The sequence below is a fragment of the Mesorhizobium sp. M0207 genome (genome assembly GCF_040321995.1).
Classification (GTDB): domain Bacteria; phylum Pseudomonadota; class Alphaproteobacteria; order Rhizobiales; family Rhizobiaceae; genus Mesorhizobium.
Genome location: NZ_JAMYSQ010000035.1, coordinates 1 through 16,600 on the forward strand (window position 1 = coordinate 1; position 16,600 = coordinate 16,600).

General features: G+C 64.7%; 15 protein-coding genes. 5 read left to right on the forward strand and 10 right to left on the reverse strand.

What is annotated here, in order from left to right:
• Positions 1-109: 109 nt before the first annotated feature.
• The 3 genes from hisG to hisS all read right to left on the reverse strand — a co-directional run bounded on the left by hisG (position 110) and on the right by hisS (position 3,657).
• Positions 110-811 carry an ATP phosphoribosyltransferase gene (hisG, locus tag NKJ15_RS29725; protein ID WP_352618466.1) on the reverse strand — a complete coding sequence of 234 codons (702 nt, stop codon included), beginning with the start codon at positions 809-811 and terminating at the stop codon, positions 110-112.
• Positions 808-1,926, reverse strand: a complete 1,119-nt coding sequence (locus NKJ15_RS29730) for an ATP phosphoribosyltransferase regulatory subunit (protein ID WP_352472679.1) — start codon at positions 1,924-1,926, stop codon at positions 808-810. The genes hisG and NKJ15_RS29730 overlap by 4 nt, the downstream gene beginning before the upstream one ends.
• A 171-nt stretch (positions 1,927-2,097) precedes the next feature.
• The gene (gene hisS, locus NKJ15_RS29735; RefSeq protein ID WP_352819347.1) at positions 2,098-3,657 is read right to left on the reverse strand and encodes a histidine--tRNA ligase; all 1,560 of its coding nucleotides are present in this window, start codon (positions 3,655-3,657) and stop codon (positions 2,098-2,100) included.
• A gap of 432 nt (positions 3,658-4,089) precedes the next feature.
• Here hisS and NKJ15_RS29740 point away from each other — a divergent pair, with 432 nt between their 5' ends.
• Positions 4,090-4,341, forward strand: coding sequence for a hypothetical protein (locus NKJ15_RS29740; protein ID WP_352472681.1), 252 nt, complete (start codon positions 4,090-4,092; stop codon positions 4,339-4,341).
• 4 nt (positions 4,342-4,345) lie between these two features.
• On the opposite strand, the gene NKJ15_RS29745 is transcribed toward NKJ15_RS29740, so the two are convergent.
• The gene (locus tag NKJ15_RS29745) at positions 4,346-4,981 is read right to left on the reverse strand and encodes a DNA-3-methyladenine glycosylase I (protein WP_352472682.1); all 636 of its coding nucleotides are present in this window, start codon (positions 4,979-4,981) and stop codon (positions 4,346-4,348) included.
• Between the two features lie 222 nt (positions 4,982-5,203).
• Here NKJ15_RS29745 and NKJ15_RS29750 point away from each other — a divergent pair, with 222 nt between their 5' ends.
• On the forward strand, positions 5,204-5,938 hold the full coding sequence (locus tag NKJ15_RS29750) for a L,D-transpeptidase (protein WP_352472683.1): 735 nt from the start codon (positions 5,204-5,206) through the stop codon (positions 5,936-5,938).
• Between the two features lie 261 nt (positions 5,939-6,199).
• Entirely contained in the window at positions 6,200-7,120 is a 921-nt protein-coding gene (locus NKJ15_RS29755) for a bifunctional 5,10-methylenetetrahydrofolate dehydrogenase/5,10-methenyltetrahydrofolate cyclohydrolase (RefSeq protein WP_352618472.1), read from the forward strand.
• A 9-nt stretch (positions 7,121-7,129) separates the two neighbouring features.
• Here the strand turns inward: NKJ15_RS29755 and NKJ15_RS29760 are convergent, their stop codons facing one another.
• The 6 genes from NKJ15_RS29760 to NKJ15_RS29785 all read right to left on the reverse strand — a co-directional run bounded on the left by NKJ15_RS29760 (position 7,130) and on the right by NKJ15_RS29785 (position 14,367).
• The gene (locus tag NKJ15_RS29760) at positions 7,130-8,197 is read right to left on the reverse strand and encodes a hypothetical protein (protein WP_352618475.1); all 1,068 of its coding nucleotides are present in this window, start codon (positions 8,195-8,197) and stop codon (positions 7,130-7,132) included.
• Positions 8,169-9,470 carry a glycolate oxidase subunit GlcF gene (glcF, locus tag NKJ15_RS29765; RefSeq protein WP_352472686.1) on the reverse strand — a complete coding sequence of 434 codons (1,302 nt, stop codon included), beginning with the start codon at positions 9,468-9,470 and terminating at the stop codon, positions 8,169-8,171. The genes NKJ15_RS29760 and glcF overlap by 29 nt, the downstream gene beginning before the upstream one ends.
• 68 nt (positions 9,471-9,538) lie before the next feature.
• Positions 9,539-9,922 carry a DUF4870 family protein gene (locus NKJ15_RS29770; RefSeq protein ID WP_352472687.1) on the reverse strand — a complete coding sequence of 128 codons (384 nt, stop codon included), beginning with the start codon at positions 9,920-9,922 and terminating at the stop codon, positions 9,539-9,541.
• The gene (locus tag NKJ15_RS29775; RefSeq protein WP_352819350.1) at positions 9,919-11,175 is read right to left on the reverse strand and encodes an FAD-binding protein; all 1,257 of its coding nucleotides are present in this window, start codon (positions 11,173-11,175) and stop codon (positions 9,919-9,921) included. The genes NKJ15_RS29770 and NKJ15_RS29775 overlap by 4 nt, the downstream gene beginning before the upstream one ends.
• A 224-nt stretch (positions 11,176-11,399) precedes the next feature.
• Positions 11,400-12,896 (reverse strand): FAD-linked oxidase C-terminal domain-containing protein, encoded by a 1,497-nt coding sequence (locus NKJ15_RS29780; protein WP_352472689.1) that lies wholly within the window; start codon positions 12,894-12,896, stop codon positions 11,400-11,402.
• Between the two features lie 136 nt (positions 12,897-13,032).
• On the reverse strand, positions 13,033-14,367 hold the full coding sequence (locus tag NKJ15_RS29785) for a DUF3422 family protein (protein WP_352472690.1): 1,335 nt from the start codon (positions 14,365-14,367) through the stop codon (positions 13,033-13,035).
• A 212-nt stretch (positions 14,368-14,579) separates the two neighbouring features.
• Between NKJ15_RS29785 and NKJ15_RS29790 the strand changes: the two genes are divergently transcribed.
• Both NKJ15_RS29790 and NKJ15_RS29795 read left to right on the forward strand, forming a co-directional pair.
• A complete protein-coding gene (locus NKJ15_RS29790) occupies positions 14,580-15,383 on the forward strand; it encodes a FadR/GntR family transcriptional regulator (protein ID WP_352541779.1) in 804 nt (267 codons plus the stop codon).
• A 56-nt stretch (positions 15,384-15,439) separates the two neighbouring features.
• Entirely contained in the window at positions 15,440-16,576 is a 1,137-nt protein-coding gene (locus tag NKJ15_RS29795) for an alpha-hydroxy acid oxidase (RefSeq protein ID WP_352773966.1), read from the forward strand.
• Positions 16,577-16,600 lie beyond the last annotated feature (24 nt).

The window sequence follows — 16,600 nt, forward strand, 5'->3', positions numbered from 1 at the left end:
ACCATCGACCTCAACCTCGTCGAGAGATAGCATGGAGCACTGTTCGCGATGTCCTCGCACACCTGTTCGCGATGTCTCCGGTCCAAACAGGGGGGAGATCGGCTGGTCGTCAGCCTGCGTTCACCGATGCCATCCTGCCCGCAATATCGCGCAACACGGCCTCGTCCGTCGCCGAACGCATCTTCCTCGACGCCACGAGGCAGGCCTGCGAGCGCAGGATGACGCCGTCGGCCAGCACCTTGAGATGGTTGGCGCGCAGCGTCGCGCCTGACGTGGTGATGTCGACGACGATATCGGCCAATCCGGCCGCCGGCGCGCCTTCGGTGGCGCCAAGGCTTTCGACAATGCGGTAGACCTGGATGCCGTGCTTTTGCGAAAAGAACTGCTGGGTCAGGCGCCAGTATTTGGTGGCGATCCTGAGCCGGCGGCCGTGGCGCTGGCGGAAATCGGCGGCGACGTCGTCGAGGTCGGCCATGGTGTCGACATCGAGCCAGATGTCGGGCACGGCGACGACGACATCGGCATTGCCGAAACCGAGGCGGGCGATGATTTCGGCGCGCGTCTCGCAATCGGCGAGGTTTTCGCGCAAAAGGTCCTCGCCGGTGATGCCGAGATCGACCGACCCCTGGCCGATTTCGCCTGATATCTCCGAGGCAGACAGGAATGCTATCTCGACGCCGTCAAGGCCGTCGATGCGGGCGCGATATTTGCGCTCGTCGCCGGGCAGGCTGACGGCAAGCCCGGCCTTGGCCAGCACCTCCAGCGCCTGCTCCTTGAGCCGGCCTTTCGACGGGATCGCCAGCGTGATCATGGCGCCGTCTCCCGCAGCGCCTCGATGCGGTCGAGCCAGACGGAAAAACCGACGCCGGGGATCGGCGTTTTGGCGCCGAGCAGCGTCAGCAGCCGGTCGTAGCGGCCGCCACCGGCGAGCGGCCGGTCGCCATCCTGCGCCGCGATCTCGAAGACCAGGCCGGTGTAGTAATCGAGCGGCCGGCCGAAGGCGGCGTCGTAGCTGATTTCAGACATCGGCAGGCCGAGGCTTTCGATGGCCGCGGCGCGGGCTGCGAAATTCTCCAGCGCAGCCCCCAGTGAAAGCCCGGCATCGGCTGCAAAACGTTGGAGCGCTCCGGCGGCGCTGTCGAGCGGCACGTCGATTGCCAGGAAACTCTCTAGCGCCGCGAATGCCTCGTTCGACAGCCGCACGCTGCGCAGTTCGGCCTTCTCGATCAGGCGCCGCGCAATCTCGGACGGCGAACGCCCGGCCGTTGCCGACAGGCCAGCCTCTTCCATGCCGCCGGCGACATGCGCCGAAAGACCATCGAGATCGCCATCAAGGACAAGCGCGGCGACCGCGCCGGCAAGCTGGCTGTTGCGCGGTGGATTGGCCAGATCGGCAAGGGCGGCCTCAAGCATCGGCGCCGAGCCGAAGGCGCGGGCCAGCCGCATGCGCCAGCCGCGCGGCAGGCCAAGTGCTGCCAGCACCGCCTCGAAGATGGTCTGGTCGCCGAGCGTCACCGCCAGTTCCCGGCCGGGCAGGACCAGCGACAGCAGCGCATGCGCATCGGCCAGCGAACGGGCGTCGGCGGCCGCCGTGTCGCGGTCGCCGAGATCCTCGATGCCGGCCTGGAAGAACTCGTTGCCGCCCTCGCGGCGCTGGCGAAACACCTCGCCGAGATAGGAATAGCGGCGCGGCGTGCCGGCCTGGCTGGCGATGTGGTCGAGGCAGACCGGAATGGTGAATTCCGGCCGCAGGCAAAGCGTCTGTCCGGTCTCGCTCTCGGTGAGAAAGATGCGGCGCCGCAAATCCTCGCCGGCCATGTCGAGGAACGGGTCGGCCGGCTGCAGCACCGCGACTTCGACCGCATGCGTATTTCGCGCGGCGAAGAGGCTGGTGATGTCGGATGCGATGGCGGGGCGCGAGGTCACGGCAGGCGCCCTTCCCTTCTCCCCCTGTGGGAGAAGGTGGATTGGCGCGAAGCGCCAAGACGGATGAGGGGTGCCGGAAGAAATGAGGCGTCGGCGTTCCCTGGAACACCCCTCATCCGACCGAGCTTCGCTCGGCCACCTTCTCCCACAAGGGGAGAAGGAAGCGGCGCCCTACTTGCCACGCGCCCGCTCCTCGGCCTGCGCCGCCAGTATCTTCTTCACCTCGGCGACCAGATCGCCTTCCGCCACGGTCACCTGCGCCGGTCGCGCGGCGCGCCATTCGGCGTTGTCGGCGATGTCGGCCGACATCTTCGCGCCTTCGATCAGGTCCTTGATCTGCACCTCGCCCTTGGCGCGCTCGTCGCCGCCCTGGATGACGGCGACCGGGCTACCGCGGCGGTCGGCATATTTCAGCTGCGCCTTCATGCCGGCGCCGCCGAGATACATTTCCGAGCGGATGCCGGCGGCGCGCAGCTCGGCCACCATCTTCTGGTAGCGGCCGAGGCTTTCCGTATCCTTGTCCATGGTCAGCACGACGACCGGCGCGATGACATCGGAAGTGTCGAGCTTGCCGAGGTTCTTCAGCGCCGTCATAAGGCGCGAGACGCCGATGGAAAAACCGGTCGCCGGCACCGGCTCGCTACGGAAGCGCGAGACGAGGCCGTCATAACGTCCGCCGCCGCCAACCGAGCCGAAGCGCACGATCTGGCCGTCCTCGTTGGGGATCTCGGCCAGCAGCTCGGCCTCGTAGACCGGGCCGGTGTAATATTCGAGGCCACGGACGACGGATGGGTCGATGCGAATGCGATCCTCACCGTAGCCGCTTTGTGCGACCATGGTTCTTATCTGCTCCAGCTCTGCAAGACCCTCGACAAACGAGGCATTCGTTATGCCGAGATGTTCGAGTTTCCTTTCCTCGACAAGATTGCTGAGCCCCGGGGTGATAGATCCCAGTGTCTGGACAATTTGTTCGGGATCATGCTGCGCCATGACCGTGAAATAGCTGATCACAACATCGATTTGCGCGTTACCCAGCCCGGCGCCCTTGGTAAAATCACCGCTCTCGTCCTTGCGCCCGGCGCCCAAAAGCAGGCGCACGCCCTCGACGCCCAGCTTGTCCAGCTTGTCGATCGCCCGCAGCACCTGCAGCCGGCGGCCAGCGTTCTCGTCGCCGCCGAGGCCGATCGCCTCGAGCACGCCGTCGAGCACCTTGCGATTGTTGACGCGGACGACGTAGTCGCCGCGCTTGATGCCGAGCGCCTCCATCACGTCGGCCATCATCATCGCCATCTCGGCATCGGCCGCGACACCCGGCGTGCCTACCGTGTCGGCGTCGAACTGCATGAACTGGCGGAAGCGGCCGGGACCGGGCTTCTCGTTGCGGAACACCCAGCCGGAGCGATAGCTGCGATAGGGTTTCGGCAGGCGCTCGAAATTCTCGGCGACAAAGCGCGCCATCGGCGCGGTCAGGTCGTAGCGCAGCGACAGCCATTGATCGTCGTCGTCCTGGAACGAGAACACGCCCTCGTTCGGCCGGTCCTGGTCGGGCAGGAACTTGCCGAGCGCATCGGTGTATTCGATCAGCGGCTGGTCGACCGGCTCGAAACCGTAGAGCTCAAAGACCGAGCGGATCGTCGCCATCATCTTCTCGACGGTGCGCAGATCGTCGGCGCCGCGGTCGACAAAGCCGCGCGGCAGCCGCGCTTTCATCTTTTCGGATTTGTCGGCCATGGGATGGGTACTTTGCTATGTAAACGGTGACTTATTTCGGGTCGGCGTGTCCTACCGATGCAGCCCGGAGAAGGCAAGGGTTTGCGGCTTTTCCGCGATGTCGCGGGACCAGTTGGTTCGCAAATGTCGCGCCGCCCCTCATCCGCCTGCCGGCACCTTCTCCCCGTATAGTGACGGGGAGAAGGGGAGTTGTCGCAGCCTCGGCGCTACTTGTGCAACGCTGTGATTGGCGAAACCACCGGCGGAGGCGTCCTTTCTCCCCGTCACTATACGGGGAGAAATGCCCGGCAGGGCAATGAGGGGCAGCGCAAAGCCATCAGGCAGGGCGATCGAAACAAACCGCGTCACAAATAAAACAATTGTGCCATGCGCGCGGCATCGTGCCGACACAATCCGGGCCGATAAGCGCGCCGAAACAAGGGGTTCGGGGCCATGGCCACGCTACAGAAGTTCGACATCATCGATAGCCGGGCACGCGACGCCTCGGTCCGGCTGCGGCCGGCCGATGGTTATGCCCCGAATACGAAGCAAATCGCCGGACCGTTCGAGGTCGCGGCGCAACAGCGCAGTGGACCGACCATGCGCGACGTGCTGATGACCGGACTGCTGGTGATCTATCCGGTGTTCGCCGCGCTGGCGGCCATCCTTGCCGGGTTTTTCCTGGCCGGCGCCGGCGGCGCCTGAGCCGCTATTTCGGCCGCTTGAACGCTTTCCGTTCCGCCTCGACCGGCTCGCGGCAGACGCAGCCCTCGAGATGGTCGTTGACCAGCCCCATCGCCTGCATGAAGGCGTAGACGGTGGTCGGGCCGACAAAGCTCCAGCCGCGCTTCTTCAGCTCTTTCGAAATGCGGACCGAGACGGCCGTCGTCGGATTGGCGCGCAAATGCGCGAGGTCGACGATCTCGGGCCGCTCGTGCGGGCCGGGCTCGAACTTCCAGAACCAGGCGGCCAGCGAGCCGGCCTCGTCGATGAGTTCGCGGGCGCGCTTGGCGTTGTTGATGGTCGAGACGATCTTGCCGCGATGGCGGATGATGCCGGCATTGCCGAGCAGGCGATCGACATCGGCGTCGGTGAAGGCGGCGATCTTGTCGACATCGAAGCCGGCAAACGCCTCGCGGAAATTGTCGCGCTTGCGCAATATGGTCAGCCAGGACAGGCCCGACTGAAAACCTTCGAGGCAGATCTTCTCGAACAGGCGGCGGTCGTCGGCGACCGGCCGGCCCCATTCGTGGTCGTGGTAGTGCAGATAATCCGGCAGGTTGCCGTGCCAGAAGCAGCGGGCGATGCCGTCGGGACCGGCAAGCAGACCTGTCTTTTCATCCATGGCGGAATTCCGTTCGTGTCTTGGCGTTAACGCGTTTTGACGCGGCCTTTACCGCGGCTTTACCAGATTCCTGAACCGGGCGGTAACCACACCAAAAGCTTTACTGACAGATCGGCATTTTACACATTCCGATTCATGTTTCGGTTGCCGCTTCGCGCCCAATGTCGGCGAAATCGGGGAGGCTTTGCACCCCGGCATGTTCGACGATCAAGGTGCGTTGCGATGAAGACATTCTTGTTCCCACTGTTCGGCGCCGCGGCCGTACTTGCTGCCGGCGCCGCCAATGCCAACGACCGCTATGCGGAGAGGCCGCCGGTGGTGGTCAGCCCGGATCTTTCGGCACCCTGGGTGCTGCAGCTCGGCCATGCCCCGGGCATCGTGCGGCAGAGCCGGCAAGAGGCGCAGCCGCAACGGCGCTACCGGCGGCTGGCCGAACCCGATCAGCTGCGCACCGCAGCGGTGCAGGCGCCGGCCAAGCGCATGGTGATGCGGCCGCAGATCGACCCGATCTATCTGCCGCAGGAAGTCGCCTATGACGGCCCGCAGAAGCCGGGCACGATCGTCATCGATACGCGAGAGAATTTCCTCTATCTGGTCGGGAAGAACGGTAAGGCGCGGCGTTATGGCGTCGGCACCGGCAAGCCGGGCTTCGAATGGTCCGGCACCCACAAGATCACCAACAAGCGCGTCTGGCCGGATTGGCGGCCGCCGGCGGTGATGATCGCCCGCGAAGCCGCCAAGGGCCGTTATCTGCCGACCTATCTCGCCGGCGGCATGGAAAACCCGCTCGGCGCACGCGCGCTCTATCTCGGCTCGACTGAGTACCGTATCCACGGCACCAATCAGCCCTGGACGATCGGCGGCGCGGTGTCGTCGGGCTGCATCCGCATGCGCAACGAGGACGTGGTCGACCTTTACGAGCGGGTCAATGTTGGCACGACGGTTGTAGTCATGTAATCTGCGGTTGACCTCATCGATGATTCTGCTCAGAAGCCTCGGGAGCATTGAATAACGGGGGACGGGCCGTGTGGGGATGCGGCCAGTCACGAAAGGGCAGCGCGGCAAGCCGTGCTGCCCTTTTTGTTTCCGCCAGCAGGAATTGACGGGAAGATTTTGCCGGCACGTCGCGCGACCGGCATGGCGGTTCGCTTTTCGCGCTGCCTTTTCGCGGTTGCTTTGCTATGTGGCGGCTAAAATCCAGATAAAGGCCCCATCCCGATGTCCCTTTCCGACGACAGCCGCTATCTCAGAGGCGGCCCGGTTGCTCAACGCATCATCGCCGGCGTGCGCGAGGACGCGGCGATCGCCACCGCCGAAGGCTTTCCGCCCAAGCTGGTGTCGGTCACCGTCGGCGATACCGCCGCGGTCGATGTCTATGTCCGCAACCAGCGCGCCAAGGCCGGGTTGGCCGGCATCGGCTTCGAGGAAAGGCGCTTTCGCGCCGACATCACCGCCGGCGAGCTGGAAGCGGCAATCCACGGGCTTAACGCCGACCCGCGCGTCACCGGCATCATCATCCAGCGGCCGGTGCCGGTGCACATTCCGATCAAGACGCTGCAGGCGGCGGTGCATCCGCTCAAGGATGTCGAGGGCATGCATCCGGCCTCGATCGGCAACATCGTCTACAACCAGCTCGACCTGGCGCCCTGCACCGCCGCCGCTTCGGTCGAACTGCTCAGGGAAACCGGCCTCGACCTCAAGGGGCTCGAGGTGGTGGTCGTCGGCCATTCCGAGATCGTCGGCAAGCCGATCGCGTTCCTCTTGATGAGCGAAGGCGCGACGGTGACCGTCTGTCACCACATGACGCGTTCGGTGGCGGCACACGCACGCCGCGCCGACGCACTGTTCGTCGCGGTCGGCAAACCGCGGCTGATCAAGGCCGACATGGTCAAGCCGGGCGCCGCCGTCATCGATATCGGCATCAATTCGGAAATCGGGCCGGACGGCGAGAGCCGCATCGTCGGCGACGTCGATGCCGAGAGCGTCAGGCATGTCGCGTCGTGGATCACGCCGGTGCCGGGCGGCGTCGGCCCGATCACGGTGGCGATCCTGCTGCGCAACACGATGGTGGCCCTCAGCCGGCAGCGTGCCCGCTATCAGGCAACCTACGGCACGGCAGACCGGCTGGCGGCGGAGTAGGCGCCTTCGTCACGTGTATTGCGGCACATGGCAGGTGATCCGGGACTCGTCATCCCAGAAGACGTAGAGCACGCCGCCGCTGCCCCAGAAGAAACCGGCGAGTGAATCGAACTGAAGAAGAAATTTCATTTCCCGGTCCGTTCCGGGAACGACTGGAAACTGCGGTCCCTGAATCCATGACGGCAGCCCACCAAGCCGAAACAGGTTTTGCCTTGAATTGCTTATCCCGTACGACTGCCTGAGCCACCGTTCAGGGGTCGGTGCCAACCGAACAGTTCTTTTCTCGGCGGCCTTTGCAAGCCTCTCAATGTAGGGCGAATGCAGAGGCGCGATCGGCGTCGGCACACCGGCAGCGTCGTGGGAATAATAGGTCGGTTCGAGAGAATTCGCACAGGTCTCGATACGGAGTCTGGGAAGAGGCATCGTCAGCTCATTCCCAAGATCGTCCAGCGTAATCAGATGTATCAGTCGCTCTCGACAGGTCGGGCACACTGCCGATCCTTCGCCGCCGACCGTAAGTGGCCTGCCAGTCGCCGGCAGATGCCAGGTAGGATGATTGCGATGCGTCGGAAAAGACATGTCGCTCGGAGCGCCTTCCTCAAAGCTGAAATGATGACATGCCGGGGACGAACGAGGATCATCATGCGTCAGCCAGTCTGCGAAATCGGGAATGTCGCCCAAGGTACTGTCTGGAAACAATTCCGGCGCCTGCAAGGCGACGTGAGCCAGCAGATCCTCCACGTCTATTCCGCGTTTCACTTCCTCTTGCAGGAAAAATGCCAGACGAGCCAAATGCGCGTCGTCGAGAAACGAAACGGCGTCGATAATCAGATTGTCTTGCTGGACGTCGGCTTGTACCGCTGCCCTTATGAGCGCAAACAGGAATTCGGACCCATCCTTGAGATGACGAGCGATGATTGTCTGGCATTCGCCATAGCTGGCCTGGAACGTCGCCGGCGATCTGTCCGACAGCAGCCGAACGACGGTTCCAATCTCTTCTGACTTTGGGTTGGGCATCTCGGCAGTCTCATCGGCGGGTGCGCAGCAATCAAACCAATTTTGGCGGCTCGCCGCCATAGGCCCAGTCCAGCAGCTTTATCGTATGCACCACCGGCAGCTTGGCGGCGGAAGCGATCTGGGTGATGCAGCCGATATTGCCGGTGGCGACGATTTCAGCACCGGTCGCCTCGATATTCCTGAGCTTGCGGTCGCGCAACGTCGCCGAAATCTCGGGCTGCAGGATGTTGTAGGTGCCGGCCGAACCGCAGCAAAGATGCCCTTCGCGCGGCTCGCGCACGACGAAGCCGGCACGGACCAGAAGCTCCTTCGGCTGGCGGGTGATCTTCTGGCCGTGCTGCATCGAGCAGGCTGAGTGATAGGCGACGATGGTGCCCGGCTTGCGGACCGGCTCGGGCAGGTCGAGGCTTGCCAGATATTCGGTGATGTCCCTGGCCAGCGCCGAGACCCGCGCAGCCTTGTCGGCATAGGCCGGATCGAGGCGCAGCATGAAGCCGTAATCCTTGATGGTGGTGCCGCACCCGGATGCGGTGATGACGATGGCGTCGAGTCCGCCCTGCTCGATGGCGCGCGTCCAGGCGTCGACGTTCCGTCGGGCCGACGCCAAGGCAGCGTCCTCGCGCCCCATATGATGCACCAGCGCGCCGCAGCAGCCCTCGCCCGCGGCCACCACGACCTCAACGCCAAGCCGGGTCAGCAGCGAAATCGTCGTGTCGTTGATGCCGGGATCGAGCACGGATTGCGCGCAGCCGGTGAGGATGGCGACACGGCCATTTTTCTTCGCGCCCTGCCCGGCATGGACGCCCGGCGAGGCCATCGGCGAGACTGCCGGGACCGACGCCGGGGCCAGCTTCAACATCGCGCCCAAAGGCTTCAATGCCTGGATTTTCTCAAACAGGCCGGCGAATGGCTGGCCGAGCTTCGCCAGCTTGAGCGCCGCGCGGAAACGCGAGGGGTAGGGCAGCACGAAGGCCAGCATGGCGCGTGTCAGGCGATCGGCCAGCGGACGCTTGTAGGTTTGCTCGATATGGACGCGGGCGTGGTCGACCAGATGCATGTAGTTGACGCCCGACGGGCAGGTGGTCATGCAGGCGAGGCAGGACAGGCAGCGGTCGATATGGGTGACGATCTGCTTGTCGGCCGGCCGTCCGTTTTCCAGCATGTCCTTGATCAGATAAATCCGGCCGCGCGGCGAATCCAGTTCGTTGCCGAGCGTCACATAGGTCGGGCAGGTGGCGGTGCAGAAGCCGCAATGCACACATTTGCGCAGGATCTTCTCCGATTCCGCGACATGCGGATCGGCGAGCTGGGCAGCTGAGAAATTGGTCTGCACGTAAACGAATCCCTACCGTTTGAGCATGATCTTTTCCCAAAACCGGTACCCAGTTTTGGGGATCATGCTCATAATCCCAGAAACCAGCTTTCCGGGTTCTTGACCGCCTCGCCGCGCTGCAGCGCCTGCAGGCCGAGAATGCAGCGGGCGATGAACCAGACGGCAACGGCAACCATCAGCACGACACCGATGACCACGATCATCAGCAGCGCCGAGATCAGTGCATAGAGCAGGCCGATCCAGAAGGTGCGGATCAGGAATGTGTAGTGGCCTTCGACGAAGCCGCCGGCCTTGCCGCGATTGATATAGGCCAGGACGATGCCGACAATGCCGCTGACGCCGATGGCCAGGCCGGCGAGATAGAGGATGTAGATGACCAGCGCGTTGGTCGGGCCGGGCTCCAGCCAGCGGTCGGTCTGGCGTGACGTACCGTTTTGGCCTGGATCGCTCATTGTGCTCCTCCCTCGGTTGCCGGCGCGAGAGTAGCAGAGCTTGCGCCCGGCACCATACGGCCGGGATTGAGGATATTCTTCGGGTCGAATTCGGCCTTCAGCCGCGCCGACAGTGCTGCCAGTTGCGGCGCTTGCGGTTCGAACACCGGTACGGCGGCGCGGTGCGAAGGGGTTGCGCGCACCAGCGTCGCATGGCCGCCGCCGTGTTTTCTGATCAGGCTGCGCAACAGGCCTGCCTCGGGATCGTCCTGCTGCATGCGCAGCCAGATCAGCCCGCCCTGCCAATCATAGAAGGCATCGACCGGGGCCTGCATGCGCAGCGCCAGCACCATCTGGTGGCCCCGCGACGGCGCCATCGAGACGCGCCACACCGGCCTTTCGCTGCCATCGGCGAACGGCGCGCAGTCGCGGACATTGCGCCAGACCGAGTACGAGACCGAACCGGAAATCTCCTGCAGCGGCCCAGCGTTTTTCAGCAGGTCTTTCAGCGCGGCAATGCGGTAAGCGACCGACGGGCCGAAGCCCTCGATGCGCAGCAGCGTCGCGGCATCGCTGCCGAGACTGCCGCCGGCGACCCTGGCTGCGACCCGTTCGGGAAGGTGGGCAGCGCTCGACACTTCGGCGCTGGAACCCAGCGCCAGCGCCATGGCGGCGGCGGCGTGATCGTCGAGCAGGCCGCGGATGGCAAGCGTGACTTCGGTCTCGGCAGCAGGCAGCACCTTGAAGGTGACGTCGGTGAGCACCGCCAGCGTGCCCCAGCTGTTGGCCATCAGCTTGGACAGATCATAGCCGGTGACGTTCTTGACGACGCGGCCGCCGGACTTGAAGGCCTCGCCGCGCCCGGAAACGGCCGCTATGCCAAGGATATGGTCGCGCGCAGCACCCACCTTCAGCCGGCGCGGGCCGGAAAGGTTCGCGGCGAGTGCGCCGCCGATCGTGCCTCGCGCTGGCTCACCGCCGAGCAGCGGGCCGTAATCCATCGGTTCGAAGGCAAGTTGCTGGCCGTTTTCGGCAAGCAGGCTTTCGATTTCGGCCAGCGGCGTGCCGGCTTTTGCCGACAGCACCAGTTCGGCCGGCTCGTAAAGCATGACGCCGGAGAGTTTGGAAAGGTCGAGCGTATGCTCGCTCTGCTGCGGCCGGCCGATACCGCGCTTGGAGCCGTGGCCGAGGATTTCGAGCGGCGAGTCTTCGGCGGCTGCCCAAGCGACGGTGGATAGGGTTTCCGCGGCTGTTGACGGGGTGAAGGTGGTCATGGGACGGACGCGGCATTTGCAAATGCGGGAACGTCGTGTTCCTTCGCGCCCCCCTCTGTCTTGCCGGACATCTCCCCCTCAAGGGGGGAGATCGGATGCTGCGTCGGGCTTCGCCAATCTCCAGTGTTAACGGGAGGGCGAGGCGCCGAAGCTGCCAATCTCCCCCCTTGAGGGGGAGAAGTCCGGCAGGACAGAGGGGGGTGTTCAAGCGCTAACATACGCGCTCAAAACCTCGGAATGTCCGGAAACGCCACTTTCCCGCGATGCACGTGCATCCGCCCGAGCTCGGCGCATCGCCTCAATTGCGGGAAGACCTTGCCGGGATTCAAAAGATGGTTGGGGTCGAAGGCGCATTTGACGCGCATCTGCTGGTCGAGGTCGATCTGGTTGAACATTTCCGGCATCAGGTCGCGCTTCTCGATGCCGACCCCGTGCTCTCCGGTCAGCACGCCACCGACCTTGACGCAGAGCCGCAATATGTCAGCGCCGAAACTCTCCGCCTTGTCGAGTTCGCCCGGCACGTTGGCGTCATAGAGGATGAGCGGGTGCAGATTGCCGTCGCCGGCGTGGAAGACATTGGCGACGCCGAGCCCGTATTTCTGCGACAGTTCGCGCATGCCGGCGAGCACGCGCGGCAGTTCCTTGCGCGGGATGGTGCCGTCCATGCAGTAGTAGTCGGGCGAGATGCGGCCGACCGCCGGGAACGCCGCCTTGCGGCCGGCCCAGAAGCTCAGCCGCTCCTGTTCCGACTGCGACGTGCGGCATGTGGTCGAGCCGTTCCTAAAAGCAATGGCTTCGACCAGGCCGATCAGATGGTCGACCTCGACACCCGGCCCGTCCAGCTCGACGATCAGCAGCGCCTCGACATCGAGCGGATAGCCGGCCTGGACGAAATCCTCGGCGGCGTGGATGGCCGGACGGTCCATCATCTCCATGCCGCCCGGAATGATGCCGGCGCCGATGATGTCGGCAACGCATTGGCCGGCCTGCTCGCTGGTCGGGAAACCGATCAGCAGGGCACGCGCCGTCTCCGGCTTCTTCAGGATGCGTACGGTGACCTCGGTTACGACGCCGAGCAGTCCTTCGGAGCCGGTCATGACGCCGAGCAGGTCGTAGCCTTCTGCGTCGAGATGGCTGCCGCCGAGGCGCACCACCTCGCCATTCATCAGCACCATCTCGATGCCGAGCACATTGTTGGCGGTGAGACCGTATTTCAGGCAGTGCACGCCGCCGGAATTTTCCGCGACATTGCCGCCGATCGAGCAGGCGATCTGGGAGGATGGATCGGGGGCGTAATAGAAGCCCTCCTGCTCGACGGCGGTGGTGATGCCGAGATTGGTGACGCCGGGCTGGGCGACGACGACGCGGTTCTGAAAATCGATCTCGAGGATGCGGTTGAAGCGGCTCATCACCAGCAGCACCGCGTCTTCGAGCGGCAGCGCACCGCCGGAGAGCGAGGTGCCGGAGCCGCGCGGCACGACGCGGATGTTGCGGTCGCTGCAATATTTCAGCACCCGCGAGACCTGGGCCACGGTTTGCGGCAGTACAACGACGAGCGGCAATTGCCGGTATGCGGTGAGCCCGTCGCTCTCGAAGGCGCGCATGGCATTGGCGGCGTCGACGACGCCCTCGCCCGGCACCATGATGCGCATATCGGCGACGATCTCGTCGCGCCGGCGCATCGTGGCGTCGTCTGGTTTCGGCATGGCAAGGCCGGACATCGACAGCCTCCTTCGATCGACTGGTAAAAATCTTTTACCAGCGACGGTGGTCGCTTGCAAATGCCGCTTTGGCCGGGATGAGAGGCCTATGGCCGAGACAGCCTTCCGCAGCGGCAATCTGCCGCTGCGCCCCACACTACTCGCCCGGCTGCTTGCCTGGTTCGGAGTGCATGCGGCGGACGCGGCGCACGCCCCACCAGACGAGCACGACCGCGAGCGGCACCGAGGCGGCGGTGACCATTTCCGGCGCGAAGGCATGGCCGAAGATCGAGGCGCCCTTGGCGACGTAGCCGATGAGGCCGACGACATAGTAGGAAACCGCGGCGACCGAGAGCCCCTCCACCGTCTGCTGCAGCCGCAATTGCAGGCGGGCGCGATTGTTCATCGATGCCAAAAGATCGCGATTCTGCTTCTCGACCTCGACGTCGACCCAGGTGCGCAGCAGTGTGGTGGCACGGGTGAGCTTCGTCGACAGGTTGGCCTGACGCTCCTCGACCGAACGGCAGGTACGCATCGCCGGCGCCACGCGGCGCTGCAGAAAACCGCCCCAGGTGTCGTAGCCGGGCACCGCTTCTTCGTCGAGCGCCTCCAGCCGTTCGCGCACGATGCCGTCATAGGCGCGGCTGGCGCCGAAGCGGTAGAGGCTGGAGGCGGCATCGGCCTCCAGCTCGGCGGCCAGTTCGGTCAAGTCGGCAAGCAGCGTCTGGCTGTCGCGGGTCTCGGCGACCTTCATTTCCAACGTGGTCTGGGCCAGCCTGTCTTCGATGCGGCGGGCGCGACCGGACAGCGTCAGGGCCAGCGGCAGCCCAAGCATGGCCAGCGTGCGGTAGGTCTCGATGTCGATCAGCCGCTGCGACAGTGCCCCGGTGCGCGCCGGGGTCAGGCCGCGGTCGAGCACCAGCATGCGGGTCAAGCCGTCGCCATCCTGACGGAAATCGGTGACGATGGCCGCGTTGCCGCGCTCGACCAGCGAATAGCACAGGCTGGTCGGGTCGAAGCCGGCGATCAGTTTTTCGTTCGCCGGCGTCCATTTGCGGATCTCCAGCCTGATGCCGGAAATCACCGTGCCCGGCGGCGAAAACCCGTTGCCGAAGGGTGTGTCTTCTTGCCCCCTGCCGTTTTCGGCGAGCGGGCCTTCCCAGAGATAGGTCGAGAATTCCGTGTGGCGTTCCCAGCGCAGCGAGCCCTTGCCCCATTTCATCGCGTGGTGGCGGGCGTGAGGGTCGGGCGCGGCGATGCCGAGGCGTCGCGACAATTCGGAAAGCACGGCCTGATCGATCCCGGATCCAGCTTCGGTCATGAAGGAAAGCTGCACCAGCACGCGCGGCTTTTCGACCAGCGGCTGCGGCCGGGCGTGGACCTCGCCGAGCGCGCCCGGCCGACCTTCATGCGCCGGAAAGCCCATGACGGTGCCGCCCACGGCTTTGGCGCGCAGCTGGAATTCGAGGTTGGAAGGGTCGGCGTCTGGCACGGCTGGTCCCCCGGGCTTCTGTGAGCCCTTTGGCAATGATGTCCCTCTAGAGGCAATCGTCAGGGGACGCAAACGCCCAATTTAGCTGAAGATGATATGGCGCCGCGGCTGTGAAACGGACCCGGCCCCCGGCGAATTGGATAAATAATTTGACCAGTTGGCGACGCCGGCTTTATCTTGCGCGACATCGGTTCAACCCCCAGGCATCCCGTTTGAGCGACATTTTCTCCCGGATCGAGCATTCGCGCACCGCCGACGAGGTGGTGCAGCAGATCGAGAGCCTGATCCTCGAAGGCGTCCTGCGCACCGGCGACCGGCTGCCGGGCGAGCGCGAACTGGCGCGCCAGTTCGAGGTGTCGCGGCCGATCCTGCGCGATGCCTTGAAAGCCTTGGAAGGGCGCGGGCTGTTGACGACACGGCCAGGCGGCGGCACCCATGTCGCCGATGTCATCGGCCAGCTGTTCACCAAGCCGGTGACCGACCTGATCTCGATGCATCGCAAGGCGGTGACCGACTATCTGGAGTACCGCCGGGAGATCGAGGCGGTGGCGGCCGAATATGCGGCGCGGCGTGCCACATCGGACGATCTGGCGCTGCTCGACCGCATCATGGCACGTATGGACGAGGCGCACCGGACCGGCAATTTCGACGACGAGGCGGAAATCGACGTCGAGTTCCATCACGCGATCTGCGAATGCGCGCACAACATCATCCTGCTGCACACGCTGCGCTCCTGTTATCGGCTGCTGTCGGAAGGCGTGTTCCAGAACCGGCGGCTGGTGTTCAACGTGCCGGGCGCGCGCGAGGCGCTGCTTTCGCAGCACCGGGCGATCTACACCGCGGTCAAGGGCGGCGATCCGGCTGCGGCGCGGCAGGCGGCGATGGACCACATCTCCTACGTCGAACGATCGATGGCCGAGGCCGAGCGCAGCGGCGACTGGCAGCGCGTGTCGCGGCTGAGGCTCAGGCAGCGCTCCGAGCCCGGTGGCGGCGAGCCGGCAAGAAAACAGCCGTAGGCACCGCCCAGAAAATTCAACGACGAACCAGCGAAGAACCAGCGGAAAAAAGATCCATGAGCAGCATTCTCACCATCGCCGACCTCAAGGACCTGGCGCGCCGCCGCGTGCCGAAGATGTTCTTCGACTATGCCGATTCCGGCGCCTGGACCGAAAGCACCTACCGCGCCAACGAAGAGGATTTCCAGAAGATCAAGTTCCGCCAGCGCGTGCTTGTCGACATGGACAACCGCTCGCTGGAATCGACCATGATCGGCGAGAAGGTGACGATGCCCGTGGCGCTGGCGCCGACCGGCATGACCGGCATGCAGCATCCGGACGGCGAGATGCTGGCGGCCCAGGCGGCGGAAGAATTCGGTGTGCCGTTCACGCTGTCGACAATGAGCATCTGCTCGATCGAGGATGTCGCGTCGGTGACCAGGAAGCCGTTCTGGTTCCAGCTCTATGTGCTACGCGACAAGGACTTCGTCTTCGATTTGATCGATCGCGCAAAAGCGGCGAAATGTTCGGCGCTGGTGCTGACGCTCGACCTGCAGATCCTCGGTCAGCGCCACAAGGATATCCGCAACGGGCTTTCGGCACCGCCGCGGATGACGCCGAAGCACATCTGGCAGATGGCGACCAGGCCACGCTGGTGCGTCGGCATGGCCGGGACCAAGCGCCGGAGCTTCCGCAACATCGTCGGCCATGCCAAGGGCGTCGGCGACCTCGCCTCGCTGTCGTCGTGGACGAAGGAGCAGTTCGATCCACATCTGTCGTGGAAGGACGTCGCCTGGATCAAGGAGCGCTGGGGCGGCAAGCTGATCCTGAAAGGCATACTCGACAGGGAAGATGCGCTGATGGCGGCCAGAACGGGCGCCGACGCGATCATCGTTTCCAACCATGGCGGCCGCCAGCTCGACGGCGCCTCGTCGTCGATCATGGCGCTGGAAGAGATCGCCGACGCCGTCGGCGACACGATCGAGGTGCATATGGACGGCGGCATCCGCTCCGGCCAAGACGTGCTCAAGGCACTGTGCCTCGGCGCCAAGGGCACCTATATCGGCCGGCCTTTCCTGTACGGCCTCGGCGCACTCGGCAAGGAAGGCGTTACCAAGGCGCTGGAAATCATCCGCAAGGAGATGGACATAACGCTGGCTCTGTGCGGAAAGCGTCTGGTCACCGACATGGGCAAGGATCAGCTTCGGCGCTAAAGTCCCGTGACGGCATGATGATGG